This window comes from Streptomyces sp. NPDC050564 (assembly GCF_044457265.1).
Classification (GTDB): domain Bacteria; phylum Actinomycetota; class Actinomycetes; order Streptomycetales; family Streptomycetaceae; genus Streptomyces.
Genome location: NZ_JBITGS010000045.1, coordinates 1 through 23,407, shown reverse-complemented (window position 1 = coordinate 23,407; position 23,407 = coordinate 1). Strand labels below are relative to the sequence as shown.

Below are 23,407 nucleotides of genomic sequence, written 5' to 3'. Positions count from 1 at the left end.
AGATGCGCACCAAACAAGCCCCAGCCGCGGCCGGCCGCACTCTTCGCAACCTGTCGCGGGCCGTGTTGAGCCTGCTCGTCCTGGCCGGCGCGGTCGCCGGGCTGCCTGTGCTGCTTGCCTGGGCCACCCCCGTGGTGTGGGCCGCCGGCCACGACGACCTGCTGCATCTGCTGGACCGGCAGGACACCGGAGCCTCTTTCCTGGTGCTGCTCATCGCCGTCGGCTGGATCGGCTGGGCCCAGTTCGCCTTCTGCTCCCTGCGCGAGTTGGTGGCGCAGCTGCGCGGACGGACGTGGCACGCGCCGCACGGACTGGGCGCTTCCCAGCGCGCGGCGGCCGCGCTGATCGGCAGCATCCTGGTGCTGCTGCCCACGAGCTCCGCCCTGGCCTCCCCCGCCCAGGCCGCACCGGCCGCCAGCGCGACCCGCCTGCCCTCACAGGCTCAAGCTCCGCAGACCACCGAGACCCATCAGGCCGCGTCCTCCACCGCCGGCGCACCGAAGTCCACTTACACGGTGCGGGAGATGAGGCCGGCGGAGAGTCTGTGGAGCATCGCCGAGCGGCAGTTGGGCGACGGTGAGCGGTGGCGGGAGATCGCGACACTGAACGAGGGCCGCACCATGGCCGACGGGCAGACCTTTCGGGCCAACAGCTTTCTGCAGCCGGGCTGGCAGCTGGAGATGCCGGCCACCGTCGTGTCGGCGGGAGGCGTGCGTACACAACTGAGTGACGGCGCCCCTGCCGCCGCCGACGTGAGCAAGCACGTCGTCACGGTGCATTCGGGCGACTACCTGTCAAAGATCGCCGAGGAGGAGTTCGGTGACGGCAATCAGTGGCCCGAGCTGTTCAAAGCCAGCCAGGGCCAGCCACAGCCGGACGGCCTGCCGACAATCACCAACCCTGATGTGATCTACGCCGGGCAGCAGGTCACCGTGCCCGACGCGCAGCCAGAGCGGCACGATCGGCCGCAGGACGACAGCCACGACGACGAGTCGAGCAGCAAGCCGCACACCCCGCCGAGTACCGGCGATCCAGACGGCAGGCAGAAGCCGGGCGAGGACCACGCAGACACGCAGGCTCCCACGCCAAGTCAGTCCACCGTGCCCGCACCGGAGACCTCCGCGCCCAGCACATCGACCAGACGCCCCACCCAACAGCCCGGCCAGGAAAGGGGGGTCGGAACCGCGACGCCGCGCCCCAGCGCGAGCGCCTCCGCATCGGCGTCCGCCGAGCCGTCCGCGTCCGATGCCCCCTCCCCCACCGCTACGGTCACCCAGGAGCCCGCCTCGCCTGCGGCGGGCAGCACACTGCAGCTGCGTACCGTCCTCGGCGCCGGCGCGCTCCTGGCCGCCGCGATCACCGGAGCGCTCGCGCTGCGCCGGCTGCTGCAGCGCCGTCGCCGCAAGCCGGGCGAGAAGATCGCGATTGCGTCGGAGACGTCCGCAGCGGAGGCGCAGTTGGCGGCGGCCGCCGAGCCGGGCGGCGCGGCCCGCCTGGACGCGGCGTTGCGGACCCTGGGCCATGAGGTGGCTCAGGAGGGCGAGGGGGACTTGCCTCAGCTGCGGGCCGCGCGGATCGGTGCCCGCGCGCTCGAGGTGCTGCCCGAGGACCTCGCCCAGGAGCCGCAGGCACCCTTCGTGTCCGGGCAGGCCGGATGGTGGATCCTGCCCGCCGACGCCGCTGTCTTGGACCAGGAGGCCGCCCGCGAGATACCGGCGCCGTATCCGGGGCTGGTCACGATCGGCAGCACCGAAGCGGGTGACCTCCTGCTGCTCAACCTCGCCCAGGTGCCTGCCGTGCTGCTGGACGGCAACCCGGTCCACATCACCGAGGTGTGCACCTCGCTCGCTCTGGAGCTCGGGATGAGCCCGTGGGCGAGCGAAGTCGAGGTCGTCACGATCGGGTTCGGCGAGGACCTGCCGCAGCTGCTGCCCACCTCCCGGATCGCCCACATGCGGCAGGCCACGCACGCGCTGCGCGATCTGAGCGAGCGGCTGCTGGAAGCACACCAGATGCCCGAGACCAGTCACCAGCCCTACCTGTTGCTGTGCGCGTCTTCTCTGGACGCGGACACGGCCTGGGAGTTCGCCGACGTCATCGACAAGGCCGGGACGGTTCCCGTCACGCTCATCGCCCCGGCGAGTACGGCGGCCGCGCACTTCCCCGAGGCGCAGATCCTCAACGCCTCACTCAGCGAGCCGCAGCACCTCGACTACGCCGGCGCCGACATCACGGTGCAGCGCCTGGAGCACGCCGCTTACCTTCAGATCACCACGGCCCTGAAGGTGTCCGGGCAGCCGCCCCACCCGGCCGAGGGCCCCTGGGAGGACGTCCCGGACGAGCCCGACAGCGTGCAGCAACCCGAGCAGACCGCGCCGGAAGAGACCGCCGCGCCCACGACCGACGCAGCCACGAGCCTCTCGTTGACGCCGTCAGCGAGCGGTGAGGTCTTCCCGGCCCTGCTCGCCGCCACCACCGATCCGGCCGGACTGCGCCCGCTGCCCGCCGCCATGGCATCGACTCAGGCCGAGGCAGAACACGACCCGGACACCGAAACGACGCTGCCCCCAGCCCCGGAAGTTGCGTCAGCCCCGGCGGCTGCCGAGGCTGACGACGAGAGCACCGTCGAGGAAGGCAAGGTGGCGGAGGCGGATGAGTGCGAGGCTCATGACCTGCACGCGCCGGAGATCCGGGTCCTGGGCCCGGTAGAGGTGACCGGCGTGGCCAGCACCGGCCACGGCCCGCGGATGGCGCAGCTCGCCGCGTTGTTGTATTTCCGGCCCGGGCGAAGCGCGGACGTCCTGTGCTCCGACATGGATCCCGTCAGCCCGTGGTCGTCGAGCACCCTCAACGCCCGGCTGCAGGGCCTGCGTCGCTCCCTGGGCAGCGATCCCGCCGGCAGCCCCTACGTGCCTCGCCGCAGCTCCGGCGAGGACCCCTACAAGCTCTCCCCCGGCGTGCGCTGCGACTGGACCCGCTTCCTTCAGCTCGTCGAGCGCGCCCTGCCGCTGGGCCCGGCCGGCCTGACGGATCTGGAGAAGGCGCTCGCTCTGGTGCAGGGCCGCCCGTTCGGAGGCAAGCCGCTGCCCTGGGCCGAGCCCCACCAGCAGGAGATGAACACGCGCATCATCGACGTGGCGCACACCGTGAGCACCTACCGCACCCCCGCGGGCCCGCACCACGACCTCAACGCGGCCCGCCAGGCCGTCGCGACCGGTCTCGACGTGGACGACACGGCGGAGCTGTTGTACCGGGACTGGATGCGCATCGAACACGCGGCAGGGAACCGGCAGGGGCTGCACACCGCGATCACGCGCGTCCAGCAAATCAACCGGGCGTTGGACTGCGACGTGGAGCTGGAGACCCAGCAGCTGATCACTGACCTGCTCAACGGCTCAGGTTCGGCGCTCCGCAGGGCGCTCTAAGAAGCTGCGGCAGAAACGACATGACAGGCCTTAGGAGCTTCGGCGGCAGTCGGCCACGGCCGCCGGTGATCAACGACAGGATCGGCCGCGGCGAGAGAGAAGCGAACACCAAAACTCCTGCACCTCCATCTCCGCCACGGTCGCCGTCGACACCCCGCGGTGCATCTCGCGCGCCACCCAGACCATCCCATCCCCCCACAACACACCGTTTTCACAAGGGAGTGACACCACCGCATGACCCAATCCATAACCCCGGCCCACCGCCTGCGCCGGCTCACCGTGCTCGCCATCGGGGTGACCACGGCGATCACCCTCACCGCGTGCGGCACAGGCTCGGACACAGGCGCGGCCGGCACCCCCACCCCGAGCGTGAGCCGCACCCCGCAGGGCGTGGTGACAAAGGAGACCGCCACGAAGGTGGTCGACAACTACGAGAAGATCAACAACGAGGCCAACAAGACCCGGGATGAGAAGCTGCTGGCCACAGTCGAGGCCGGGCAGGTCCACGAGGGTTCCAAGGCGGATTACACGCTGTTCACGACCTGGTCGGCCAAGGATCGCAAGGCGTATGGAGCGCCGTTCCACTACAAGAAGCGCTCCTACTACCGTCCCGCAGCCGGCACTGCCACCTGGTTCGCCGTCAAGGCCACGGCGTCCTTCAACAGCAAGCAGGACGTCCTCATGATCTTCGACAAGGTCGCCGGAACGTACAAGATGGTGTTCGCTCTCTGGGCCGACGAAGCGCCGATACCCGCGATCGCCGTCGACCGGTACGGGCTCGCCTCGGTTGCCAACCCGTCCCAGCACGTCGGAACGCTCGCCCCGAACAAGCTCAGCACCGCCTACGAGGACTTGTTCGAGACCGGCGGCAAGAAAGAAGGAAAGCAGCTGACCCCGACGAAGACCTCCAAGGGCTCACTGAGCCTCTACGACAACCGCGGCAAGGGAGCCGAGGCCCGCTGGTCCACCAAGAACTTCTTCGCCGCCAAACCCGCGTATCCGAAGGTCTATGGGTTGGAGCTGGCCGACGGCGGCGTGCTCGCTGCTTTCCCGACCGCGCACACCCAGGAGTCGATGCTCAAGCCGGCGTACATGGGCTCCTACCAGATGGGCCCCAACAAGGAAGAAGCGGTCTACAACCCGGCGAAGAGGACCGTGATCACGGATACCTTTCAAGGCCAGGGCCTGGCCGAGCTCTCCCCGAAGGGCAAGCCCAAGGTGACCGTCATGGACTACAAGATGGTGGACTCGCGCTGAGATACAGCCGATCCGAGGCGGTCTCAGCCATTCCCGCATCGGCCGCCTGAAGTGGCCTCCGCTGCCGTTCGGGTGCTCGTCCATCGACGCCACCCGAACGGCCAGCTCGAGTTCCGTGACGGTGGTGTCGGGTTCGATGCGCCGTGCTCGCATGGCTCCTCCTGGTTCGTGCGCGGGCTGGGATACACAATGCGCAGGAGCGCTGTACGCACGGCTGCGCACTGATCAAGCCGACTGCGCGTTCGTCTGATCAGGGGATTTGCTGACTACGCAGACTGTTGGGGCTGATGGGATCCCCGATGCACGATGGGCTTGGGGCGCCGTCTCACTGCTGCGCGTCCGCGTGGTAGCGGATGAGGGCCAGCCGGCGCCGCTCGAAGTCGTCGGCCTGCTCGGTGATGTAGTCGGTGGTGATGGGCTTGTTGTATTGGGCGGTGATCCCGCGGGCAGCGCACTCCTGCGCGATGGCGTCCGGTGACGGTTCGTCGCTGCGCATCCGGTGCTCGGCCCAGATGTTGTAGACACGGGAGGGCAGGAAGTAGCGGCGCAGGGTGGACGGGCTGACCGGCTTTCCACCGCGGCCATGCATACCCTTCTGCGCGAGGTAGGCGGACAGTTGCTCGGCGGTGGGTTCGTCGCCGTGCTGTGTCTGGTAGTCCATCCACGCGAGGTAGTACCGGTCGACGACGGTGAGGCCGCCGCCCTCAGCAGGACTCTGCGGCGGCTGTTGCTCTTCGATGGCAGCGTTCACCCGGCGGGCTCGCTTCTCCTTGGCTGCGTGCGCTCCTGCGTCGGCGGGCACCGATTGAGGACCCCCCTTTGTCGCAAGAGGCTCATCAGCCCTCTGCTCGCGGGGACCTGCAGTCGCTTCGTCGAGGGGAGGTTCAGCGTCGCCGAACTCGCGCTCCTGGAAGCTCGCGACGAAGGCCGCCAGCTCCTCGCCCGTGAAGGGCTGGCCGTCAGCGCCCGCGACGCCGTCCCGCTCGTACACATACGCAGCGAGGGCGTCAGCGTCGGGGTAGGCACCGTACTGCTGCGCGTAGGTGAGCCAGGCGTTGTAGAAGTAGTCGTCCCACGACAGTTCATCGACCGCCTGCTGCGGATCATCGGAGGCTGTCTCGGATCCGATCGGCAGGCCGTAGCGCTGCTTCAGGACCCGCAGGAGGGGCTCCAACTGCGCGTCGGTCAGGGGGCCGCCGGCTGCGGTGGAGATGCCGTACTCGTCCCGGAGCCAGAAGGCGAACTGAGCGGGCGTGGGCTCGGACTCGAAGTTGGCGAGCCAGCCGTGGTAGGCGTCGGTGAGACGCCCGGCGCTCTGCTCGTCCGCCCCCTGCGGGCCGCGAGACTGGTCCAGTTCTGCGAGCGGGTCCTGCCGCACGGGGTGCGGCTCGGCGCTCCCGGGCTGGGCCCGTTCCCTCTCCTGGTCCGCGGTGGACAGTACGGGGCTCTGTCTCTGGGCCGGAACCGGGGGCCGCTCGACGGTGAACTGGATCGGTGGCTCGTCGATGCCGGCGGCGGCCAGGCCGGCGGGCGCTGTCTCGGCGAGGGGGACGCCGTACCGGGCCAGACGCAGCGGTATCATGGCCTCGACCGGGGCCTTGCGCCGCCACGCGCGGCCGAAGCGGGAGCGCAGCCGGGCCTGGTAGACCAGGCGCTCCTGCTCCAGCTTGATCACCTGCTCGTAGGAGCGCAGTTCCCACAGCTTCATGCGGCGCCACAGAAGGAAGGTGGGGACCGGGGAGAGTAGCCAGCGGGTGAGGCGGACGCCCTCCATGTGCTTGTCGGCGGTGATGTCCGCGATCCGGCCGATCGCGTGCCGGGCCGCCTCGACCGAGACGACGAACAGCACCGGGATCACGGCGTGCATGCCGACACCCAGCGGATCCGGCCAGGCAGCCGCGCCGTTGAACGCGATCGTCGCCGCCGTCAGCAGCCATGCCGTCTGACGCAGGAGCGGGAAGGGAATCCTGATCCAGGTCAGGAGCAGGTCCAGGGCGAGCAGGACGCAGATGCCCGCGTCGATGCCGATCGGGAAGACGTACGCGAAGTTCCCGAAGCCCTTCTTGACGGCAAGTTCGCGGACGGCGGCGTACGAGCCCGCGAAGCCGATACCGGCGATGATGACCGCACCGGCGACGACCACGCCGATGAGAATCCGGTGTGTCCGAGTCAGCAGGATCCGGTTTCCCCGGGCCGGGCGGGGTATTTCGCCGCTCCCCGTACTCACGTCCCACTCCCCCATCTGAGCCGCACAACTGAGCAGATCTCACACTCCCACGATGCGCCGCAGGTTGTGACTCTTCGGGTCCGCTTGTCGCGGATCGTCCGCGAAAAGTGATCACTTGCGTGCTTGATACGCACCAGTGTCAGCTGCGGGAGCTCACCCTCTTTACGCCGTAAAGAGGGGACCCCAAAACGAGAGGGCTCCGGGGGTAGTCGATGAGGTCTTTACGACGTAAAGCCCTCATCGGTAGGGCTTCATCTGTCGGCCGATCTTCGCGTAGGCCACGGCGGCCTGAGTCTTCGAGCTGTAGAGAGTCACGGGCTGACCCGCCGTGTAGACCTCGGGTACCCGCACATCGTCGCGGGCTGTCTCCAAGACGATGTCGCCGTACGCCTACCGGAGTTGGTCTTCCATGTCGATGTAGACCTTGCCTTGGGGGCTTGTTCTTGACGCCTTCGCCGATTACCACCCAGTCGATGCCTGTAGGCATGCCTGTGTGGCCGTACACGTCCGCGACTTCGGCGATCTTGTCTTCGAGTTCAGTGAGGCCGCGGGCTTCCTTCTCCTGGGACTTGGTACAGCCGACGACCTCGTCCCCGGCGATGATTGCTCCTATCGCGGCAAACTTCACGTCACCCGGGCAGTCGATGATGATGACGTCGAAGTGCCCCCGCAGTTCGGCGATCATTCGGTACAGCCAGAGCTCCCGTGCGGTTTCACCGGCGAGCTTGAACTCCAGGGTGTCGAGCTTCTTCGACTCGAGCACGACCCACAGGTTCGGGATCGGCTCCTTCGTTCTGCTGTCCCGGGCGGGTGCGACCGCCTCCGCCAACGTGACGAGCTTGTCCACCACGTAGTACAGAGTGGGCAGATCCTCGTCTCCGTCGGGGTCGTCGTACCCGAGCAGGCGGGACACGTCGCGCTGCTTGTCCATGCCGATGACGCAGGCCTCGCAGCCGAGCGCGTACAGACAGATGTGGAACCGATCCAAGAAATGCATGTGGCCGAACCCGTCCTGCTCATCATCGGTGTGGCGGGCCTGGGACGACGAGACCATGTTTGCCTTCCAGAACTGGGGCGCCCAGATGTGCCCGACCGCCGACCGCGCCATGGGGGACCCGGGCCAGCCCGGTGTACGGATCCGCCTGTATGCCGACCTCCGGCAGGCTCTCCCCCTCGGCCCGCCACGGCCTTAACTGAGTCCTCCAGCACGCAGTGAGGCCTGGTCCACCACCACGGGGGGAGTGACGGACCAGGCCTGCGTCCACGGTGCCACACCCACCTTTAACGCGCTCGCCCTCTGGGGTAAGTCAGCGCAGGATGGTGCGGCTCGTGACGGGGACGGGGACGGGGTCGGTGCGGGGCTACACGCGGGCCCGCAGCAGGGCGAGCACGGCGGCCGCGTACGCGCGGGATCGTTCCCAGACGGCAAAGTAGTCGGTATGCAGCTGGTCGAACTCCTCGTCTCGGCCGGGCTGGACGCGGATGCCGCGGCCGCGGCCGAACATGAGGTTGATCTGTCGGTTCTGCCCGTGGCTCAGGCCTCGCAGGGGTGGCACCGGCTGGGCTTGGTCGGGTTGCTCGCCTGGGACGTATGCCTCGTACAGGGCGTCACGCTTGCGGTAGCCCACGCGACTGGCCTGCAGCAGCCGCGCCTGCTTGGCGACCTCCTGAACCAGCGGGTCATCCGCACTGCCGAGCCGGAGCTCCGGCCCGGGGGACGGGATCGCCCACCAGATGCCCGCGTACGAGGCGTTGATGCCGCTCATCCACCACTCGGGCACGTAACCACCCGGCAGTACCCGCGCCTGCGGCAACCGGCGGGGCGGCCGCCGGCCGTCCGCGCGCCGGACAAGCAGCCTGCGAGCCGAACACAGCAGGACAGCATCCTGCGCCTTCATCACAGCCACCGCGACCCTGATGGCATGGTCCGCCGCCTTGTACTCGCGGGTCTGTACGTAGGCGCGCAGTTGGCGCTGATACTCGGCGGGTTCAAGGCCGGCGCGGCTCGGACTCCGGCGGCTCGCGGCCGTCTTCGCCTCTATCTCGCGCCGGTCAGCCGCCTGGGCTTCGTCGAGTTGCTGCGCAAGTCGTTCGACGGCTCCCGGCCACTGACCCCCCACGATCACGATCTCCCTCCCCCACTGACGCCAGCCGCTCCTCTGCCCAGACATCTCACGGACCTTGGCGTCAAGCTGCCTCCGCAAAAAGTGAGAGGAACGCGGTTTATTCGTCGAACAGTTCCCCTCACTGCAGGCAATGGTAGAGCTGCCCAACTATGCGGTTGAACCTGGCGTCGGATGGTGTCCCGCCGAGTGGTGTCACAATCAGTTCTTGCCCTTGTCTTGCGAAGACGGCGGCGGAGCACTCTGAGCAGCCTCTCGCCTCCACAGATCACGGAGCCCTTCCTCGGGGTCGCAGTTCTCTGCCCACTCGCGGATCTTCCTGACTTCCTGGAGCTCGCGGATCCTCTCGGCCACCGATCCGGTCACCTTGTCCGACAGGCCACAGGAGGATTCCTTGGACAGCCTCTGCGTCTTCTCCTGAAAGACGTAACTGATCTGGTTGCTCTCCCGGAGGTGCCGCGTCAGCTCGGTGGCCTGTTCGGGCTTGCCAGTTCGCTCCGGATTCCCCGACCCAGACTCCAGGCGCCCGTTGTGCTCACGCATCGTGGCCTCCCTCACTCATTTGCTTGCGCAGCTTCCTCCCGGCCATCTTCCTGAGGTCTCCGACCCTGAGCACGCTGATCGCGAGTTGCTCAGCGATCTCCGGGTTGGTCGAACCGTCATACTGCAGTGCCATGACCGCACGCTGATCACGTGGTAGCGCCCGGATTCGGGCTCGCAGCTCTGCGAGTTCAGCGGCTTTGCAGACGGCGTCGGCAACCGGGTCCGGCTCGCCCGGCTGGCCCTCTGCGTCAAGTTCCACCGGTTTCGGGCGCCTGGGGCTGTCGCGGTACTTGTTCCTGAGCAGATTCCTCATGATTCCCCAGAAGTACTTCCGGGCTTCCTCCGGGGGTGAGGGGATCGCTGCCACGCCCAGCATGGTGGCCCGCTTGAAGAGAGCGAGGAACGCCTCTTGAACAAGATCGTCTGCGTCGTCCAGATCGCGGAGCTGACTGCCCACATACTTCCTTGCGTCAATCAGCCACTGGCGATAACACCCTTCCACAAGCTGCTTCGCAGCCCGCCGGCGCTCTTCGCCGGGCGGGTCGGTGGGATCGGTCATCGTGAGACGTCCCCTTTGCGGATCTTCCAGGTCGAGTGGCCGAACCGGGAACGTCGGAGCTCTGCCTGCCAGGTCTCAGCACCGCTGAGGGATCGAATGATGCTGCGTGGCCCGTATTCCGCGCTGTGCTGGCGGATACGTCCGGCCACCGCGTGAGCCAAGACAGTGAGCGGACCGCCCACTACAGCAAAGATGATCCATATGTTCTGAGTCATCACACCTCCTCCTGCCTCTTCGGTTTCAGGCCGATCCCCCGCTGTCCTCTCACCCATCCATCGTCCGGTCGGCCTTGATCGGTCTCCCGGGTTCGAGGAAGCCTGGGGCGCAGGGGCGGGTCGCCGGCTGCACGCTCGGACCGGCACCAACTTGAGCAACGCCTCTTTGTCTGCGGTCTGTCCGGCGCTGCCGGCGCCGCGCGGTCAAGGAGGAGCACCCGGCCCGGGCATCGTCCGAGCCGGGTGCGCAGGCGGCGGCCACTGCGCCATGCGGTCGTGTGCGAGGTGCGCAAATGCTGTGCTGCGCCGGAATGAAACGGCTCCGGACACAGCGGGCTAGCCTGATGAAGTCTCAGGAATGACCGTGGGGCAAGATCGGTCAAGAGTGATCACATAGCCCAAGTGGCTTGATGTCACGTTAACTTGACAGATTGTTGATTTGAAACACCTCTTCGGAACGTGCTCCACCCTGAGTGGCAGCTGGAGCAACTCGGCTCCTGCACCGAGGCGCTGAACCGCGCCCAGCACGTTCGCCGAGAGGGCCTCGATGATCAACAACCGCGTACCGTCGCCACTCGGCGACGACGAATCAGGCTCGTCCATGGGCAGGGACGAGACCGACTCGCGCGCGGATATGGCGGTCGAGGAACCGGGGCCGGCCCCCGACCCCGGGGAATCCGAATCGACGAAGTATCGCGACTACCTGGCGGTGAACTACCTCCATGTAGTGGTCCAGGACACCTTCCGTGCCCTTCCGCGTCCCCGCGCCGATTACACCACGATCGCTCAGGAGGCACTCAAGCTGGGGCTGCCCGAGATCGAGGCGGATGCCGACGGCAGGGACGACGGGGTCGCCCTCGACAAGCTCGTGGACATCGCGACGAACCTGGTGGGACAGATCGACCCGACCCTCCCCACGGACGTCGACTGGGTGTCCCTTCAGGAGATCTTCTTCACCGAGGACGCTGAACTCAGGTCCTGGTCGAAGCAGGTCGACGAGCTGCCGTGGCGGTACCGGCGGGCGTTTCTGTGCATGACCGTGTGCCGGATGACCAGTTCGGAGAGCGCACGAGTCCTGACGAAGTTCAAGGACTTCGGCAAGGTCTGCGCCAACACGATCCGCACGAGGAACAACCGCGCGATCAAGAGGCTGGAAGGTGGCGGCGTCTCGGTGGAGGAGCTGATGTTCAGCCTCCACGGAAATGAACCGGAAGATGGGATGCACTGAATGGAATCGATCTACGCGCTGCTTCGCGCGCTCGTGCGGGTGTTCCTCCGCACCGGCGGCGCCAGGCAGATCGTGTACCCGGCCGGTCCGACCACGCTCGAGGAACGGCGTTCCGCCAACATGGCGCTCTACCTGGAGATCCGCCAGGAAGTGGAGGAGCGGGCTGCCCACCGGGCCGCCCGCGAGCACTCGGCCGACGAACACCTAGGACGGAGGCTGAGCTCCATCGCTCAGGAGCCGTATACGGTCGGCCAGTTCAGCCCCTGCTTGGCCAGGAGCGGACCGTATCCGACTCCCACAGGCCCCGGCCCCTACACCCCGTCTCCCGTGGACGATGTCCCTTCGCGGGAGACCTGGGCACACCCCTCAACCACACCTGATCAATTCGCCTATCCGACACACGTCCCCCAGTTCGGGGGCGGCAGCCGGCTCGTCATCACGTGGCTTGTGGCGCTCAGTGTCGCAGCAGCCCTGTGCATGGCATCGGTGAGCTTCGCCGTCTTCGTCCTGCTGCTGACCGCCGTCGCCTGCGCCCGGTACATGTCTGGCCGGCGCGGCAATGCAGCCAGCCGCGGCCCACTGAGGGCATGAGAAGAGGGCCGCCGGGCTCGGTTTCTGAGGCCAGAAGTCCGGCGGCCCTCCGTCCGGTACCACTCCCCCGAATCGCTTCGAAGGGCAGCACCCATGTCCAAGCGTTGCACGCGGTGTCAGCAACGGGCAGGTTCAGCAGGGAAATCGTGCACGTCCAAGGCCTGCGTCCGCCGCGCGCAGACGTCCGCGCCGGCGTACAGGAAGAAGAAGGCGGCACAGCCGGAGCACCCGGCCACTTACGCCTGCGGGCACGCCGCGGCGATCAAGTCCGGCATGGACATCGAGATCCCGGCGGCCGGTGAGAAGGACGACACCGCAGAAAAGTCTGCTTCACCCGGCACGGAGCTGGATGCCGCGGTGGAGAAGGCGCTCACTGCACGGCGCGCGAAGTACCGGCGCCGCATCGCGGACACCGTCGCGGCGCTCCTGGGGCTGCTGGGGGCGTTCTTCCTCACCAGGGGAACCTTCCGGCTCTTCACGGGGCCGGCCGTCGACGCCGTCCCGTGGGCCGTGTTCACCGGCGTGGCCATCGCCGCCGCGGGGGCCTGCCACAAGCTGCGCAAGAAGTCGGACGACTGAGACGGGCCCGCCCATGGACAAGAGGCGACGGATCCCACGATGAACCACCCGGCTCTACGGTCGCCGTCTTCGGTCGCCGCGGTTACCGCGAATCCGGGCGGGCGCGGGCGCAGGCTGTGCTCTTGCCGCCTCCTGCCGGCGAATCCGTCGCCTCACGGTACGCCGTCGGTTCGTCCGGACCGCGGGGCTACAGGCGCTCTTCGGTTAAGCCTTCGGGCATTTCCACTCCTCGTCAGAACGAGACGTCGATGTAGTCGATTTCGGTGAGCTCGACTGCGAGATGGTCGGCGCGGCGGCCGTTGTCCTTGAAATAGATTTCCTGCAGGCCTTCGGCGACGATTTCGCGAAGTTGAGCGTCGTCGGCGCCTTGTTGCTGGGCCTCGAAGAGGCGGCCCGCGTACGCGGCGGGGAGGTGGACCGTCAGGCGCCGCATCCGGGGGTCGTCGGTCGTGCCGACGGGAGCGGTGTAGCCGAACCGGGCCCGGGTCTCGATGGTGATGCCGGTGCTGGTGGCGGCCTTCTTGCGGGCCTGCTGCCGCACGCGGGGCTGCCACACCTTGGCAATCTCGCGGGCGAGCGCGTCCCGCAGGGCCGGGCGGGGGTGCTTCGCCTTTCCGGCGAGGTAGCGCTCCACCTGGCGCTGGGAGACGCCCAGGCGCTGGGCCACCGCCTTGGTGGAGCCCTTCTCCGCCTTGACGAGCAGCCGCATCCGCGCGGCCGGCGTCTTGGGCGGCTGCTTGGTGACCCTCTCGTAGCCGGCGCGCTCCAAAGCGTCGTCGATGTCGCCCACCGCTCACTCCCCCTCGTCCATGACGGCGTCGCCGCCCTTGATGTGGCGGGCCGGGTTGTAGCCCTGCTCCATCAGGTCGACCGCCCACACCATCTCCTGGACGCCCTCCACCTTCGCCAGGCCCGGGGTGGCGCCCAGGCGAAAGGTGCCGAACACGGGCTTGCCGTCAGCATCGGGCGGGAGGAAGTCGAGCGGGGAGGGGCCTGGGCTGGCGTAGACGACGCAGTCGGACAGCACCGCGAGCGGGTAACGGCCGGTGAGCGTCGCGAGCTTGGCCATCTTGCGGTGCATGTTCACCCGCGCCTTGGCGATGACCGCGGCCCGGATGTCCGGCCGCCAGGTCGGGCGCTGAAGCGCGGGCCAGCGCTCACCTTCGGTGTAGTGGCGGCCCTGCGGACGCTCGCGGAGCTTGCCGATACCGCCCTTGACGGTCGACTTGATGGCCGAGAGGACCATCGCGCCCTGCCGGTGCCGGCGGATCGCCGCCCGCAGGTCCTCCTCGCCCGCCTCGGCCAGATACGCCATGTCGGCACGTTCGGCGGCGAGTTCACGCAGCGCGCTGCGCAGCGCTGCGAGGTCGCTGTCGTGGGCGGCGGCGTACGTCTTGTGTAGCGCCATCGCGGTCAGGAACACCGTCTCGTCGACGTCCCTCTCCACAGGGATACCCATGTCGGCGGTCGTCGCCAGATAGGCGTCCTTGAGCCGGTCGTGCCACGGGTCCAGGAAGGCGCCGCTCTCACGGCGCACAAAGGCCTCGATCGGGCGGACCTCGCAGCCGAGTTCGACGGCGTACGCGAGGGTCGGGGTGGCGTACCAGGCCGGCCCCTCGGGGCGCTGCCCGGACGGGGTGAACGGCGAGGGCAGGCGCGGGTCCAGCTCGAGGTGGGAGAGGTCCACGAGCCAGCTGCCGGGAATCTTCCTGTCAAAGACCGGGGTCGTGACGTGGACCGGCTCGCTCAAGCCGACCGCCAACCGGGCGGCGGCGGCCAGGAAGGCGGTGTTGATGTCGAGGCCGACCGCGTAGCGCAGCGCGCATTCCTCACCGGTGAGCAAGTCGGGGTCGCGCACCCACTGGTAGGCCTCTTCGTCCAGGAAACCGCCCTCCCAGCCCTGGGCGGCGGGGTGCTCGAGCGGGGCCTCGGGCGGGGCCGGGTCGACCGGCTCGGTGAGCGCCCCCGGCATCGGGCCAGACACCCACTCCCCCGTCGCGGCGTCCTTCACCGCACGGGTCGGCGGCCGCGTCGCGGCCATCAACTCCAGCCCGGACACGGCTGTTGAGCCGCGCGGGGTGATGACCCGGGACGCATACACGCCCAACACCCGGGCCACATCAGCGGGGTGCAGGGTAGCGGCGTCACCCCAGGCTCGGCTGTCCAGGGCATCCCAGGGCAGGATCGCCAACTGCACACACTGCCGGCGGCCGTCCTTGGCGGGGCGGTAGATCCGCGGCCACGGGCCGAAGCCGCGCTGGGTGAGCTGCCACTTAGCCTTCATGATCTGCTTGACGACCGGGTGATCCGGCGGCAGCCGCAGGCTGCGGCGGGCTTCCGGGCCCTCCAGCCGTGCGGGCAACCCGAATTTCACGGCCGCCGTCTCGGTGAGCACGATCAGCGGATCGGAGTCCTTGCCGTTCTTGTTCAGCCGTGGCGCGCCGATCCCGGACTCCCCCAGCACCCAGTCCACCAGCTGCGGGATCGTCGTCGCCGGGCACTCCAGCAGCACCCCGCCCAAGCAGTACGCCGTACCATCCCCGTCCAACACCGCCAACGGCCCGCTGACGAACCGCGGATCGCCAGGGGCCGCCGCCTTCGTTGCCGGGCGCCGCAACGACGTCCGCGCCGCGCCCCTGGCCGTGGCCGCGGGCCCGGGGGGTGCACCGGCCCCAGCCTGATCCGCGGCCTCAACCGAGGGCGCGGTCGGCATCTGGGCCCTACGGTCCGGCACGGCCGCAGCCGCAGCCGCAGCCGCAGCGAACGCTTCCGGGACCGCGGCCGCCATAACCGCGGAAGGGCCGGCCTCGTTCCCGCCGGGGGCCGGGTACTTCTCCGCCCAGCCCTCCAACAGCCGCAGATACGCCTGTAGGCGCGGCGGGCGCGGCTCGGACCGTCCGTTCTCCCAGTTCTTCACCGTCTGCGTCGACGATTTCAACGCCTGCGCAAGACGGGCCTGCGTCACACCGGCCGCCTCACGCAACCGGGCCCGCTCCTCGGGGGGCGGCAGCTGCGGCTCGCCCTCCAACAGTGCGTCTACCGCCTCAAACAGCTCTTCCTCGGTCGGCATACCCACGACCCTAACAGGAATTAACTGCCGAATTTAGCCCTCCACTTAACCCTTCACGCTGTGGCGCACCGCCCACTCACAGGTGGGGCCGGTCGGGCCTGTCGGCGGGACGGGGCGGGATGCGCCCCGTCCCGCCAGGGTCCGGCTATTCGGCGGCTTCGCTCAGGTGGGCGAGGGTGGAGCCGGTGGGTTCTTTGCGGACGTGGAGGCGGTGGGTGATGCGGCGGCGCAGTTCAGGGACATGGCTGATGACGCCGACGGTGCGGTCGTGGGCGCGCAAGGAGTCCAGGACGTCGAGGACCTTGTGAAGGGTGTCCTCGTCGAGGGTGCCGAAGCCTTCGTCGATGAAGAGGGTGTCCAGGGGGTTGCCGCCGGCTTCGTGGGTGACGACGTCGGCCAGCCCGAGGGCGAGGGACAGGGAGGCGAAGAAGGACTCTCCGCCGGAGAGGGTGTCGGTCTTGCGGGGCCGGCCGGTCCAGGCGTCGGTGATCTGAAGGCCGAGGCCGGAGCGGGCGCCGCGGGCGGCCTGGTGGTCGGAGTGGGAGAGGGTGTAGCGGCCCTCGGACATGAGGTGCTGGCGCGTGTTGGCGGCGATGACGACTTCTTCCAGACGGGCCGCCAGGACGTAGGACTCCAGCTGCATGCGCACCCGGGCGCTGGTTGAGTTGCCGGTGACGAGCTCGGCCAGGTGCCGGGCGGTGAGGTGAGCCTGCTCGAGCGGTTCCAGGCGGTCGATGGCGGCCTCGAGGTCGGTTGCCAGGGCGGTGAGGTCCTGGCTGCGGGTGTGAGCGGCGCTGGCGGCGGCGGCTGCCTCAACATGCTGGTCATCCGCGGCAGCCCGTGCGGCCGTGGCGGCGTCGAGGTCGGCGGGAGGCTGTGCGGCGGCCTGCTTAAGTTCGGGATTGTCGAGGACTGCGGTGTGCGCGGCGCAGGCCTCGCGCCACTGGGTGATCTCTTCTTCGATGGCGCGCAGGTCTTCCTCGCCGATCAGGGCCTGCTGGGCAAGGTCGAGGCTGTCGAAGCCCTGGTTCTTGGCGGCGAGGGTGGCCTGTTCGGTGCGCTGGGTGAGGGTCTGGACGGCGGCGGCGAGACTGCGGGAGGCCTCGGCGGCTTGTTTGAGGCGGTCGGCGGTGTGGGTGAGTGCGTCGGCGTGGGCGGCGACGGTGGGATGGGTACCGCGGGCTACGGTGAGCTTGGCCGTCAGCTCGGTGAGCTGCTGGGTGAGGGTGTCGTAGTGGGCGTTGCGGGCGGACAGGCCGGCCGTGGCGCTGCTGTGTTGGCGGGTCTGGGCGGTGTGCTCGCCGTCCAGCGCCAGGAGTTCTTCTTGGACGGTGCCCTGGTCGGCGGCGCGGTCCAGGGCATCGGTCAACTCGGCGGTGAGCGTGGTGTGCTGGGCCTTGAGGTCGGCCAGTGGGGTGTCACCGGCTTCACCGGTGGCGGCGGCAGCCTGTTCGCGAAGGCCGTGCAGCACGGCTGCGGCTGCTTCCTGTGCGGTCTTGGCCTGTTCGTGGAGGGCTTCCGCGTCCTGTTCGTCCTGGCGTGTGGGCTGCCCGTCCTGGGCGGCGGCGGGCGCCGGGTGGGTGCAGGATCCGCAGACCGGGCAGGGGGTGCCGTCGGTCAGGGTGGCGGCGAGTTCGGCGGCCATACCGTCGGTGCGCCGGCGGCGGATGGTGAGGTAGGCCTGGCCACTCTGGCCGACGAGGGTTTGTGCATCGGTCAGCTGCTGTTCCGCCGCGGCGACCTTGGCCAGATGGGTGTCGCGGCGACCGGCGGCTTCCAGGCGGGTCTGGAGGCTGTCCAGGGCGCTGTGGTGGCGGCGGCCTTCCTCCTCGGCCTGACGGGCGGCCTCCCGCCGGGTTTCCAGGGCGCTGCGACAGGTGGGTTCTGCTTCGAGCCACTCCTGGGCGGTGTGCTGCTGGGCGGCGAAATCCTGCCGTTCGGCGTCGGTGCGCTCCAGCTCGGTGGTCAGCCGACGGACGGTGTCTTCTTCGGGGACCAGGGCGCTCAGAGCGCCCGCGTCGGCGCGAAGACGCTGCTCGGCGGATTCCAGCCGGCCGGCGTCCAGGTCCTTGTGTTCGGGCAACAGGTGCTCGCGGGCGGTGCGTTCAGCACTCTGGGCACGGGCGTGGTCGTCTGCAGCAGTGCCTGCAGCGTGCAGCAACGGTGCGGCCTGCTGCGCACGGCGGGCCCGGTCGCGGCGCTGAACCAGCGCGTCCTGGTGCGGGGCCTGTTCCTGCAGCAGGTCGAACTGCTGCCGGGCGCTGGTGTAGGTGGCTTGCTGCTGGTGGAGTTCGCGGGCCGCGGCTTCGAGGCTCTGCTGTCCGGCCAGATTCTCCCTGGCCGTTGTGGCTGCCTGGATTGCCTGGGCGTGGTCGGTGTGGCCGGCGCGGATCAGGTCCTGGGCCCAGGCGCGGGCGGGCTCGGTGAGGGTGTGCGGGTCCTCGGGCGTGGGCGGCGTGTACTGGGTTGTCAGGTCGGGTCCGGCGGCCTGGTGGATGCGTTCGGCCAGGCGCAGCACGTCGGCGCGGGCGGCCTCGCGGTTCTTCTCGGTGGTGCGGCTGTGGTCGTTGAGCCAGCGCTCGATGAAGGAGAAGCGGCCGGTGCGGAAGAGTTTGCCGAGGAGTTCCCTGCGGCCGTGGGCGTCGGCGTGGAGGAATTTGGTGAAGTCGTTCTGCGGCAACAGGACGACCTGGCAGAACTGGTCCCGGCTCATGCCCAGCAGGTCGGTGACCTCGAGGGCGGCCTCTTGGTGGGACTTGCTGGAAGGTTCCCAGTGGCCTTTGCCATCGGCGTCGACGGCCCATTCGCTGAGGCGGGTTTCTGCCTTCTGGGAGGTCTCTCCTTCACCGGATCGCTTGGGACGCATCTGGGCGGGGATCCGGTCGATGCGCAGGCGGCGGCCTGCGAGGGTGACCTCGAGGGTGACTTCGGTCAGGAGACTGGCGGGAGCGTGGTGGCTGCGCAGCAGCAGGTCGCGGTCGCCCGGTGGTTTGCCGTAGAGGGCGAAGCAGATCGCGGCGAAGACGGTGCTCTTGCCCGCTCCGGTGTCGCCGTGCAGGAGGAACAGACCGTCGGCGGACAGGGAGTCGAAGTCGATGGTGTGGGTGCCGGCGAAGGGTCCGAAAGCCTGCAGGGTCAGGCTGTGCAGGCGCATGTCAGACGGTTTCCTTCTGCTGCTCGTTCAGGCGGGATGCTTCGACGGCCTGCTGGAGCAGGTGGTGTTCGTCTGGGGTGGGGGCGGTGCCGCGCATGCTGTTGATGAAGTCGCTGGTGATGTCCAGGTCGCCGCGGCCGCGGATGCGTTCGCTGTAGGTCGGGATGTTCGTGGCCTGGGCGGGGATGAGGACGGGCTCGTGCTTGAGGCTGGCGGTGTGGGGGAAGCGGCGGCGCAGGCGGGCCATGGCCTCGAAGGGCAGGGCGGTGTCGGTGAGGGTGACCTCGAGCCAGGCGTCCTTCAGCGGTTCGTGGTCGGGGTTGGTCAGGAGGTCTTCCATGAAGCCGGTCACGCGCTCCAGACGCAGGGGCACAGGGCAGGCCCGCCGAGTGAGGGCGGGAACGGCGTCGGCGGCGAGGTCGACCAGGGTGATCGACTTGGTGTGGCGGGCTTCGGAGAAGGAGTAGGCCAGCGGGGAGCCGCTGTAGTGGATGCGGTCACTGACGCGCTGGGGGCCGTGGAGGTGGCCCAGGGCCACGTAGTCGATCCCGTCAAATACGTCGGCGCCCACGTGGGCGACACCGCCCACGGCGATTTCGCGTTCGCTGGTGGACTCCTCGCTCTCATCGCGTTCTTCGGGCTGCCCGGTGCCGGGAGTGACGAAGGCGTGTGCGAGGACCACGGACCGGGTGCCGGCCGGCTGATGGTTGGTGAGGTCGGCGTGGATACGGTCCAGGGCTGCGGTCAGTACCGCGCGGTGGGAGACGGCTTCGGCATCCAGGCGGTCGCGGACCATCGACGGCTCGAGGTAGGGGATGCCGTACACGGCCACCGGGCCGTCGGCGTCTTCGAGGAGGACCGGAACGTCGCAGGTGCCGGGGTCGGTCCTCAAGTGGATGCCGGCACGGGCGAGAAGGCCGGATCCGACACCGAGACGGTGCGCGGAGTCGTGGTTCCCACTGATCATGATGATCGGCACATCGAGGTCGGCAAGCTGGTGCAGAGCGCGGTTGAACAGGCGCACCGCATCCAGACTGGGAATGGCCCGGTCGTAGACGTCTCCTGCGACAAGGATCGCGTCGACGTCCTCGGTCCGGGCAGTGTCGACCAGTTGATCGAGGAAGGCAGCCTGGGCGGGGATCAGGTCTTCTGAATGGAACCGGCGGCCCAGATGCCAGTCCGAAGTGTGCAGAAACCGCATGAGCACAGACCGTAACCACAGAGACGGTAGCTGCGGGCGGTTTTCCTGATAAACACGATCATTGATGGAAGTCTGAAAAGCGTGCGCCCTCTGTGCCGTTCGACGGCAGAGGTATGGCCGGTTCCGGGTGAACGCCGTTTTGCGGGAGTCAGCGACCTCATGGGTGGCTCCCCACCGCCTGGTCGGAGACTTCCACCGGGACTTCTTCAGCATGGCGCCGTCCACGACGTACGCCCGGAACGGGGCGGACCGAAAGGGAGGTGCATGGAGTCAAGCGTGACCAGCGTGCTCGACCTGCGGCAGTGCCGCTACGGAGGACTTCCGGCCGGCGGAACCGTGCTTGCTGCCGGACAGGCGCAGCGCTTCGGCTACTGCAGGATCTGCTCCTCGAGCTCGGTCGGGTGCGCGGGACAGTCGTTCGTGTCAACCTTGCGGAGGATTCCACGACAAGTGGGACGGGCCGTGCTTCGTCATGGCCTTGCACAGAGCTTTGACCATCACCTGCGGGTTCGCTGCCGAAGCGGCTCTGTACTCGGTGACCTCCAGCGCGAAGACGAACAGGTCCCGCGCGTGCAGGGCCCCGATGCTGTCGCCCACCGCCGCGGTGAACAGTGCGTCGAACGAGGTTGCGTCGTTGGACGACCAGGCCGACATCAGGCGCAGCGTGAGAGCGCGATCGGGCGGCACCCGCTCGTCCAGGCTTTCCGTCTCGCCGCTCTCCCCAGGCTTTCCGGTGGCGAACTCGCTGCCGGTGACCATGGTGACCGAGTCCACGTAGGCGGCGACTGTATGAGCCATGGCCAGCAGGTCCTCGAGCGGCAGAGCCAGGATCGCGCCCAGACGATGTCCGGCTTCGTCGAGCTCTCCCAGCGCGGCCTGAGCCACCGCTGCCTGAAGGTAGACCTGCGCCAACTGGTGGTCCTTGGCAACATGCTTCACGTACCAATCCCCTCTGATCGCATCGATGAAGCAGAGCTGAGTCTGTGCCTTTTGGAAGTGCGGAGGGGCATCGTCAGTCACGGAAGCTGACTTCGGCGAGGGACAGCAGGTCACTGCACCTGGGCGGTGTGTTGCGCCACGACCGTCCCGTACCGGGTTCCGGGTGGTCAAGGAACGCTCCCCACGGACGTCTGCCGAGTCGTCGCTGCCGCGATGACGTCAGCCGCCGAACTCTGGTGCCGCGTCGGCAGCCGGCCCCACCGCACCGATCTTCATCAGGCGGCTCGCGATCGCTCCCTCGTTGCGGCCGAACTCCCGTGCCAGCTGCGCCAGCGACGCCCCCTGGGCGCAGCGGGCGGCCAGGTACTGCTCGTCCTGGTCGGTCCAGGGCATGTAGGCATTCGGATGGGCCTTGCGTTTGTCCTCCACCGTGTACGCCTTGGGCGGCTCGGGTGCTGTCGCGGTGTGCCGGGAGGGCACCAGGTCGGCGGGGTGTGGGGCGAGTTTGAGTCCGTGGAGCTTCCAGCGGATGGAGTTCTCGCTTCGCCCGAGCTCGAGAGCCATGTGCTGCAGGCTCGTTCCCGCGCGGTGGGCGTCGATCAGGTACTGCTCGGCCTCGGGCGTCCACGGTGCCCCCGCACGGGTCGCCTTCACCTGCGTCGCGGCAGGAGTGGTCGGGGGTGGCGGGCCGGGTGGTTCGGGAGTGGGGCACAGGGTTGCTGCGGCGGTGACGATGCGGCCGATGTCGCCGAGGTCGCGCGGGTCCACCTCGCCGGTGAGTTCGCCGTGGATGACGCCGTCGGTCGAGCAGATGAGGACGGTCAGCTCCAGTCGTCCGTCTTCGGTGGGATCCGCCGAAAGGCTGTAGCGCCGGTGGGTGTCGCCGAGCTCCAGTCTCACCGCCTGCGGCGCAGGGCGCATGGCGGGCCGGGCCGGGAACGGGGTCCGGGCGGTGCTGGCGTCGCCCGGCCGGTAGGCGGGAGCCAGCAGTTCGTGTACGCGCCAGGACGCCAGCACACTGTCACCGCCGTCGAGCCGGTAAGAAGTCTGGCTCGGTTCCAGGTCGCAGGACGCATACAGGACGTGAAGCGCCTGGCCGGCGAACACACTCCCCTGCCCCTGCGCCTGCGCCGGGATGGTCAAGGTGCCTTCGCCGGGAACGAGATCGAGGACGGCGGCGTCCACGTCGCCGTGCCACACACCGTCTTCGTCACGGAAGGCGTAGATGAGAGTCAATCGGAATCCTTACGTCTCAGAAGCTTGGGCGCCGTTGTTCCCGGGGCCAGCGGACTACCCCATACCGACGGAGCGGCAGGGCGGGACAGGGCGGGCGATGCGGGAGGCCCGCAGCCCCCGGTCCGGGCGGTCGACCGGTCCGGCACGGACGGGAGCGACAAGGCGCGCAGGACGGGCAAGGAGCGTTCCCGATGTCCGCCGGTCGGTCGAGGAACCACGGCCCTCCCCCCTTGCCCGTTCGCCCTGCAGGCACCGGCCGGCAGGAGTTCGCATCACAGCGCCTCCGACGCTAGCCCCCACCACCGACAACCACACCGAACTCCAGTGCACCCACAGGCAGTTGAGGATCCCACAGCTGTCTCGATGACATGCCTTCCCCCGCACGTGCAGGGAGCAGCCGTTCCGCTCGCGGTACCTTCGCAGGACCATCCCCGCGCGTGCAGGGAGCAGTGCTTGCCCGGGGCGCCGCAGATGTTCAGGGTGGGACCATCCCCGCGCGTGCGGGGAGCAGGATGATTGCGTTTGTCGCGTCTCAGCAACGGGTGAAACGAGGCTCTTCCAAGATTTCCGTGAAGCCGGTCAGTGAGTTGCCTGGGTTGTGACTCTGTGTTGCCGACGGTCGGCGGCGACGAGCAGGACGCGCTTGCGGAGTAGCGGGAGTCCGGCTCTGCCGCCCATCTGGCGCTTGAGGAACTTGATGTCCGTGACTCTGCCCTCGACGCAGCCCGAACTCCATTCCGTGCTCAGGCCGAGGACGACGGCGTCGAGGTCGGTGAGCAGGCCGTCGGCGAAGCCGCGGAGGCCGATGGCGGTGTCCGCTCGGGCGGCAGCGATCCATTCGGGCAGGCGGCTCGCGCTGCGGATGGCCATCATCGCGGCGAAGGAGCGGACGTGTCCGGTGGCGGCTTCGAGTTCGGGGCAGCGTGCCAGAATGGCCTTGAGTTTTTGCTGGTCGTCGTTCATGCGGTCGGGATTGCGGGTGATCCAGCCGGTCACCTTGCGCACCCCCGGCGGGCGTGGTGGCGGTGTGGTGTCGGCCGGCAGACGGCGGAAGCGTTGG

General features: G+C 68.7%; 17 protein-coding genes and 1 pseudogene. 6 read left to right on the top strand and 12 right to left on the bottom strand.

Features of this window, described 5'->3' with window-relative positions; translation table 11 throughout:
• Positions 1 to 2: 2 nt before the first annotated feature.
• Positions 3 to 3,425, top strand: coding sequence for a hypothetical protein (locus ACIBK0_RS43865; protein ID WP_399093450.1), 3,423 nt, complete (start codon positions 3 to 5; stop codon positions 3,423 to 3,425).
• A gap of 234 nt (positions 3,426 to 3,659) precedes the next feature.
• Positions 3,660 to 4,682, top strand: coding sequence for a hypothetical protein (locus tag ACIBK0_RS43860; RefSeq protein WP_399093447.1), 1,023 nt, complete (start codon positions 3,660 to 3,662; stop codon positions 4,680 to 4,682).
• 325 nt (positions 4,683 to 5,007) lie between these two features.
• On the opposite strand, the gene ACIBK0_RS43855 is transcribed toward ACIBK0_RS43860, so the two are convergent.
• Positions 5,008 to 6,909 carry a DUF2637 domain-containing protein gene (locus ACIBK0_RS43855; protein ID WP_399093444.1) on the bottom strand — a complete coding sequence of 634 codons (1,902 nt, stop codon included), beginning with the start codon at positions 6,907 to 6,909 and terminating at the stop codon, positions 5,008 to 5,010.
• 139 nt (positions 6,910 to 7,048) lie between these two features.
• Positions 7,049 to 7,963, bottom strand: coding sequence for a ParA family protein (locus ACIBK0_RS43850; RefSeq protein WP_399093441.1), 915 nt, complete (start codon positions 7,961 to 7,963; stop codon positions 7,049 to 7,051).
• Between ACIBK0_RS43850 and ACIBK0_RS43845 the strand changes: the two genes are divergently transcribed.
• Positions 7,845 to 8,102 (top strand): DUF6207 family protein, encoded by a 258-nt coding sequence (locus tag ACIBK0_RS43845; protein ID WP_399093438.1) that lies wholly within the window; start codon positions 7,845 to 7,847, stop codon positions 8,100 to 8,102. The two genes, ACIBK0_RS43850 and ACIBK0_RS43845, sit on opposite strands and share 119 nt — an antisense overlap.
• A gap of 168 nt (positions 8,103 to 8,270) precedes the next feature.
• On the opposite strand, the gene ACIBK0_RS43840 is transcribed toward ACIBK0_RS43845, so the two are convergent.
• The 3 genes from ACIBK0_RS43840 to ACIBK0_RS43830 form a co-directional block, all read right to left on the bottom strand.
• Positions 8,271 to 9,035, bottom strand: coding sequence for a hypothetical protein (locus ACIBK0_RS43840; protein WP_399093435.1), 765 nt, complete (start codon positions 9,033 to 9,035; stop codon positions 8,271 to 8,273).
• A 198-nt stretch (positions 9,036 to 9,233) separates the two neighbouring features.
• Positions 9,234 to 9,575 carry a hypothetical protein gene (locus ACIBK0_RS43835; protein WP_399093432.1) on the bottom strand — a complete coding sequence of 114 codons (342 nt, stop codon included), beginning with the start codon at positions 9,573 to 9,575 and terminating at the stop codon, positions 9,234 to 9,236.
• Positions 9,568 to 10,134, bottom strand: a complete 567-nt coding sequence (locus tag ACIBK0_RS43830; RefSeq protein WP_399093429.1) for an RNA polymerase sigma factor — start codon at positions 10,132 to 10,134, stop codon at positions 9,568 to 9,570. Before ACIBK0_RS43830 ends, ACIBK0_RS43835 begins: the two co-directional genes overlap by 8 nt.
• 816 nt (positions 10,135 to 10,950) lie before the next feature.
• Between ACIBK0_RS43830 and ACIBK0_RS43825 the strand changes: the two genes are divergently transcribed.
• The 3 genes from ACIBK0_RS43825 (at position 10,951) to ACIBK0_RS43815 (ending at position 12,747) form a co-directional block, all read left to right on the top strand.
• Positions 10,951 to 11,577: a hypothetical protein gene (locus ACIBK0_RS43825; protein ID WP_399093426.1), complete on the top strand. Its 627-nt coding sequence runs from the start codon at positions 10,951 to 10,953 to the stop codon at positions 11,575 to 11,577.
• The gene (locus ACIBK0_RS43820; protein ID WP_399093423.1) at positions 11,578 to 12,168 is read left to right on the top strand and encodes a hypothetical protein; all 591 of its coding nucleotides are present in this window, start codon (positions 11,578 to 11,580) and stop codon (positions 12,166 to 12,168) included.
• Between the two features lie 93 nt (positions 12,169 to 12,261).
• Complete coding sequence (locus ACIBK0_RS43815) at positions 12,262 to 12,747, top strand: hypothetical protein (protein ID WP_399093420.1); 486 nt, start codon at positions 12,262 to 12,264, stop codon at positions 12,745 to 12,747.
• A gap of 232 nt (positions 12,748 to 12,979) precedes the next feature.
• On the opposite strand, the gene tpg is transcribed toward ACIBK0_RS43815, so the two are convergent.
• The 7 genes and pseudogenes from tpg to ACIBK0_RS43780 form a co-directional block, all read right to left on the bottom strand.
• Positions 12,980 to 13,537, bottom strand: coding sequence for a telomere-protecting terminal protein Tpg (tpg, locus tag ACIBK0_RS43810; RefSeq protein WP_399093417.1), 558 nt, complete (start codon positions 13,535 to 13,537; stop codon positions 12,980 to 12,982).
• 3 nt (positions 13,538 to 13,540) lie between these two features.
• Positions 13,541 to 15,817, bottom strand: coding sequence for a telomere-associated protein Tap (gene tap / locus ACIBK0_RS43805; protein WP_399093414.1), 2,277 nt, complete (start codon positions 15,815 to 15,817; stop codon positions 13,541 to 13,543).
• Positions 15,818 to 15,962: 145 nt separating this feature from the next.
• A complete protein-coding gene (locus ACIBK0_RS43800) occupies positions 15,963 to 18,971 on the bottom strand; it encodes an AAA family ATPase (protein ID WP_399093411.1) in 3,009 nt (1,002 codons plus the stop codon).
• A 1-nt stretch (position 18,972) separates the two neighbouring features.
• A complete protein-coding gene (locus ACIBK0_RS43795; RefSeq protein WP_399093408.1) occupies positions 18,973 to 20,172 on the bottom strand; it encodes an exonuclease SbcCD subunit D in 1,200 nt (399 codons plus the stop codon).
• Between the two features lie 423 nt (positions 20,173 to 20,595).
• Positions 20,596 to 21,192, bottom strand: a complete 597-nt coding sequence (locus tag ACIBK0_RS43790) for a hypothetical protein (RefSeq protein ID WP_399093405.1) — start codon at positions 21,190 to 21,192, stop codon at positions 20,596 to 20,598.
• A gap of 138 nt (positions 21,193 to 21,330) precedes the next feature.
• On the bottom strand, positions 21,331 to 22,347 hold the full coding sequence (locus ACIBK0_RS43785) for a hypothetical protein (protein ID WP_399093402.1): 1,017 nt from the start codon (positions 22,345 to 22,347) through the stop codon (positions 21,331 to 21,333).
• Positions 22,348 to 22,926: 579 nt separating this feature from the next.
• A pseudogene (locus ACIBK0_RS43780) lies at positions 22,927 to 23,407 on the bottom strand (ISL3 family transposase); the annotation flags it as partial.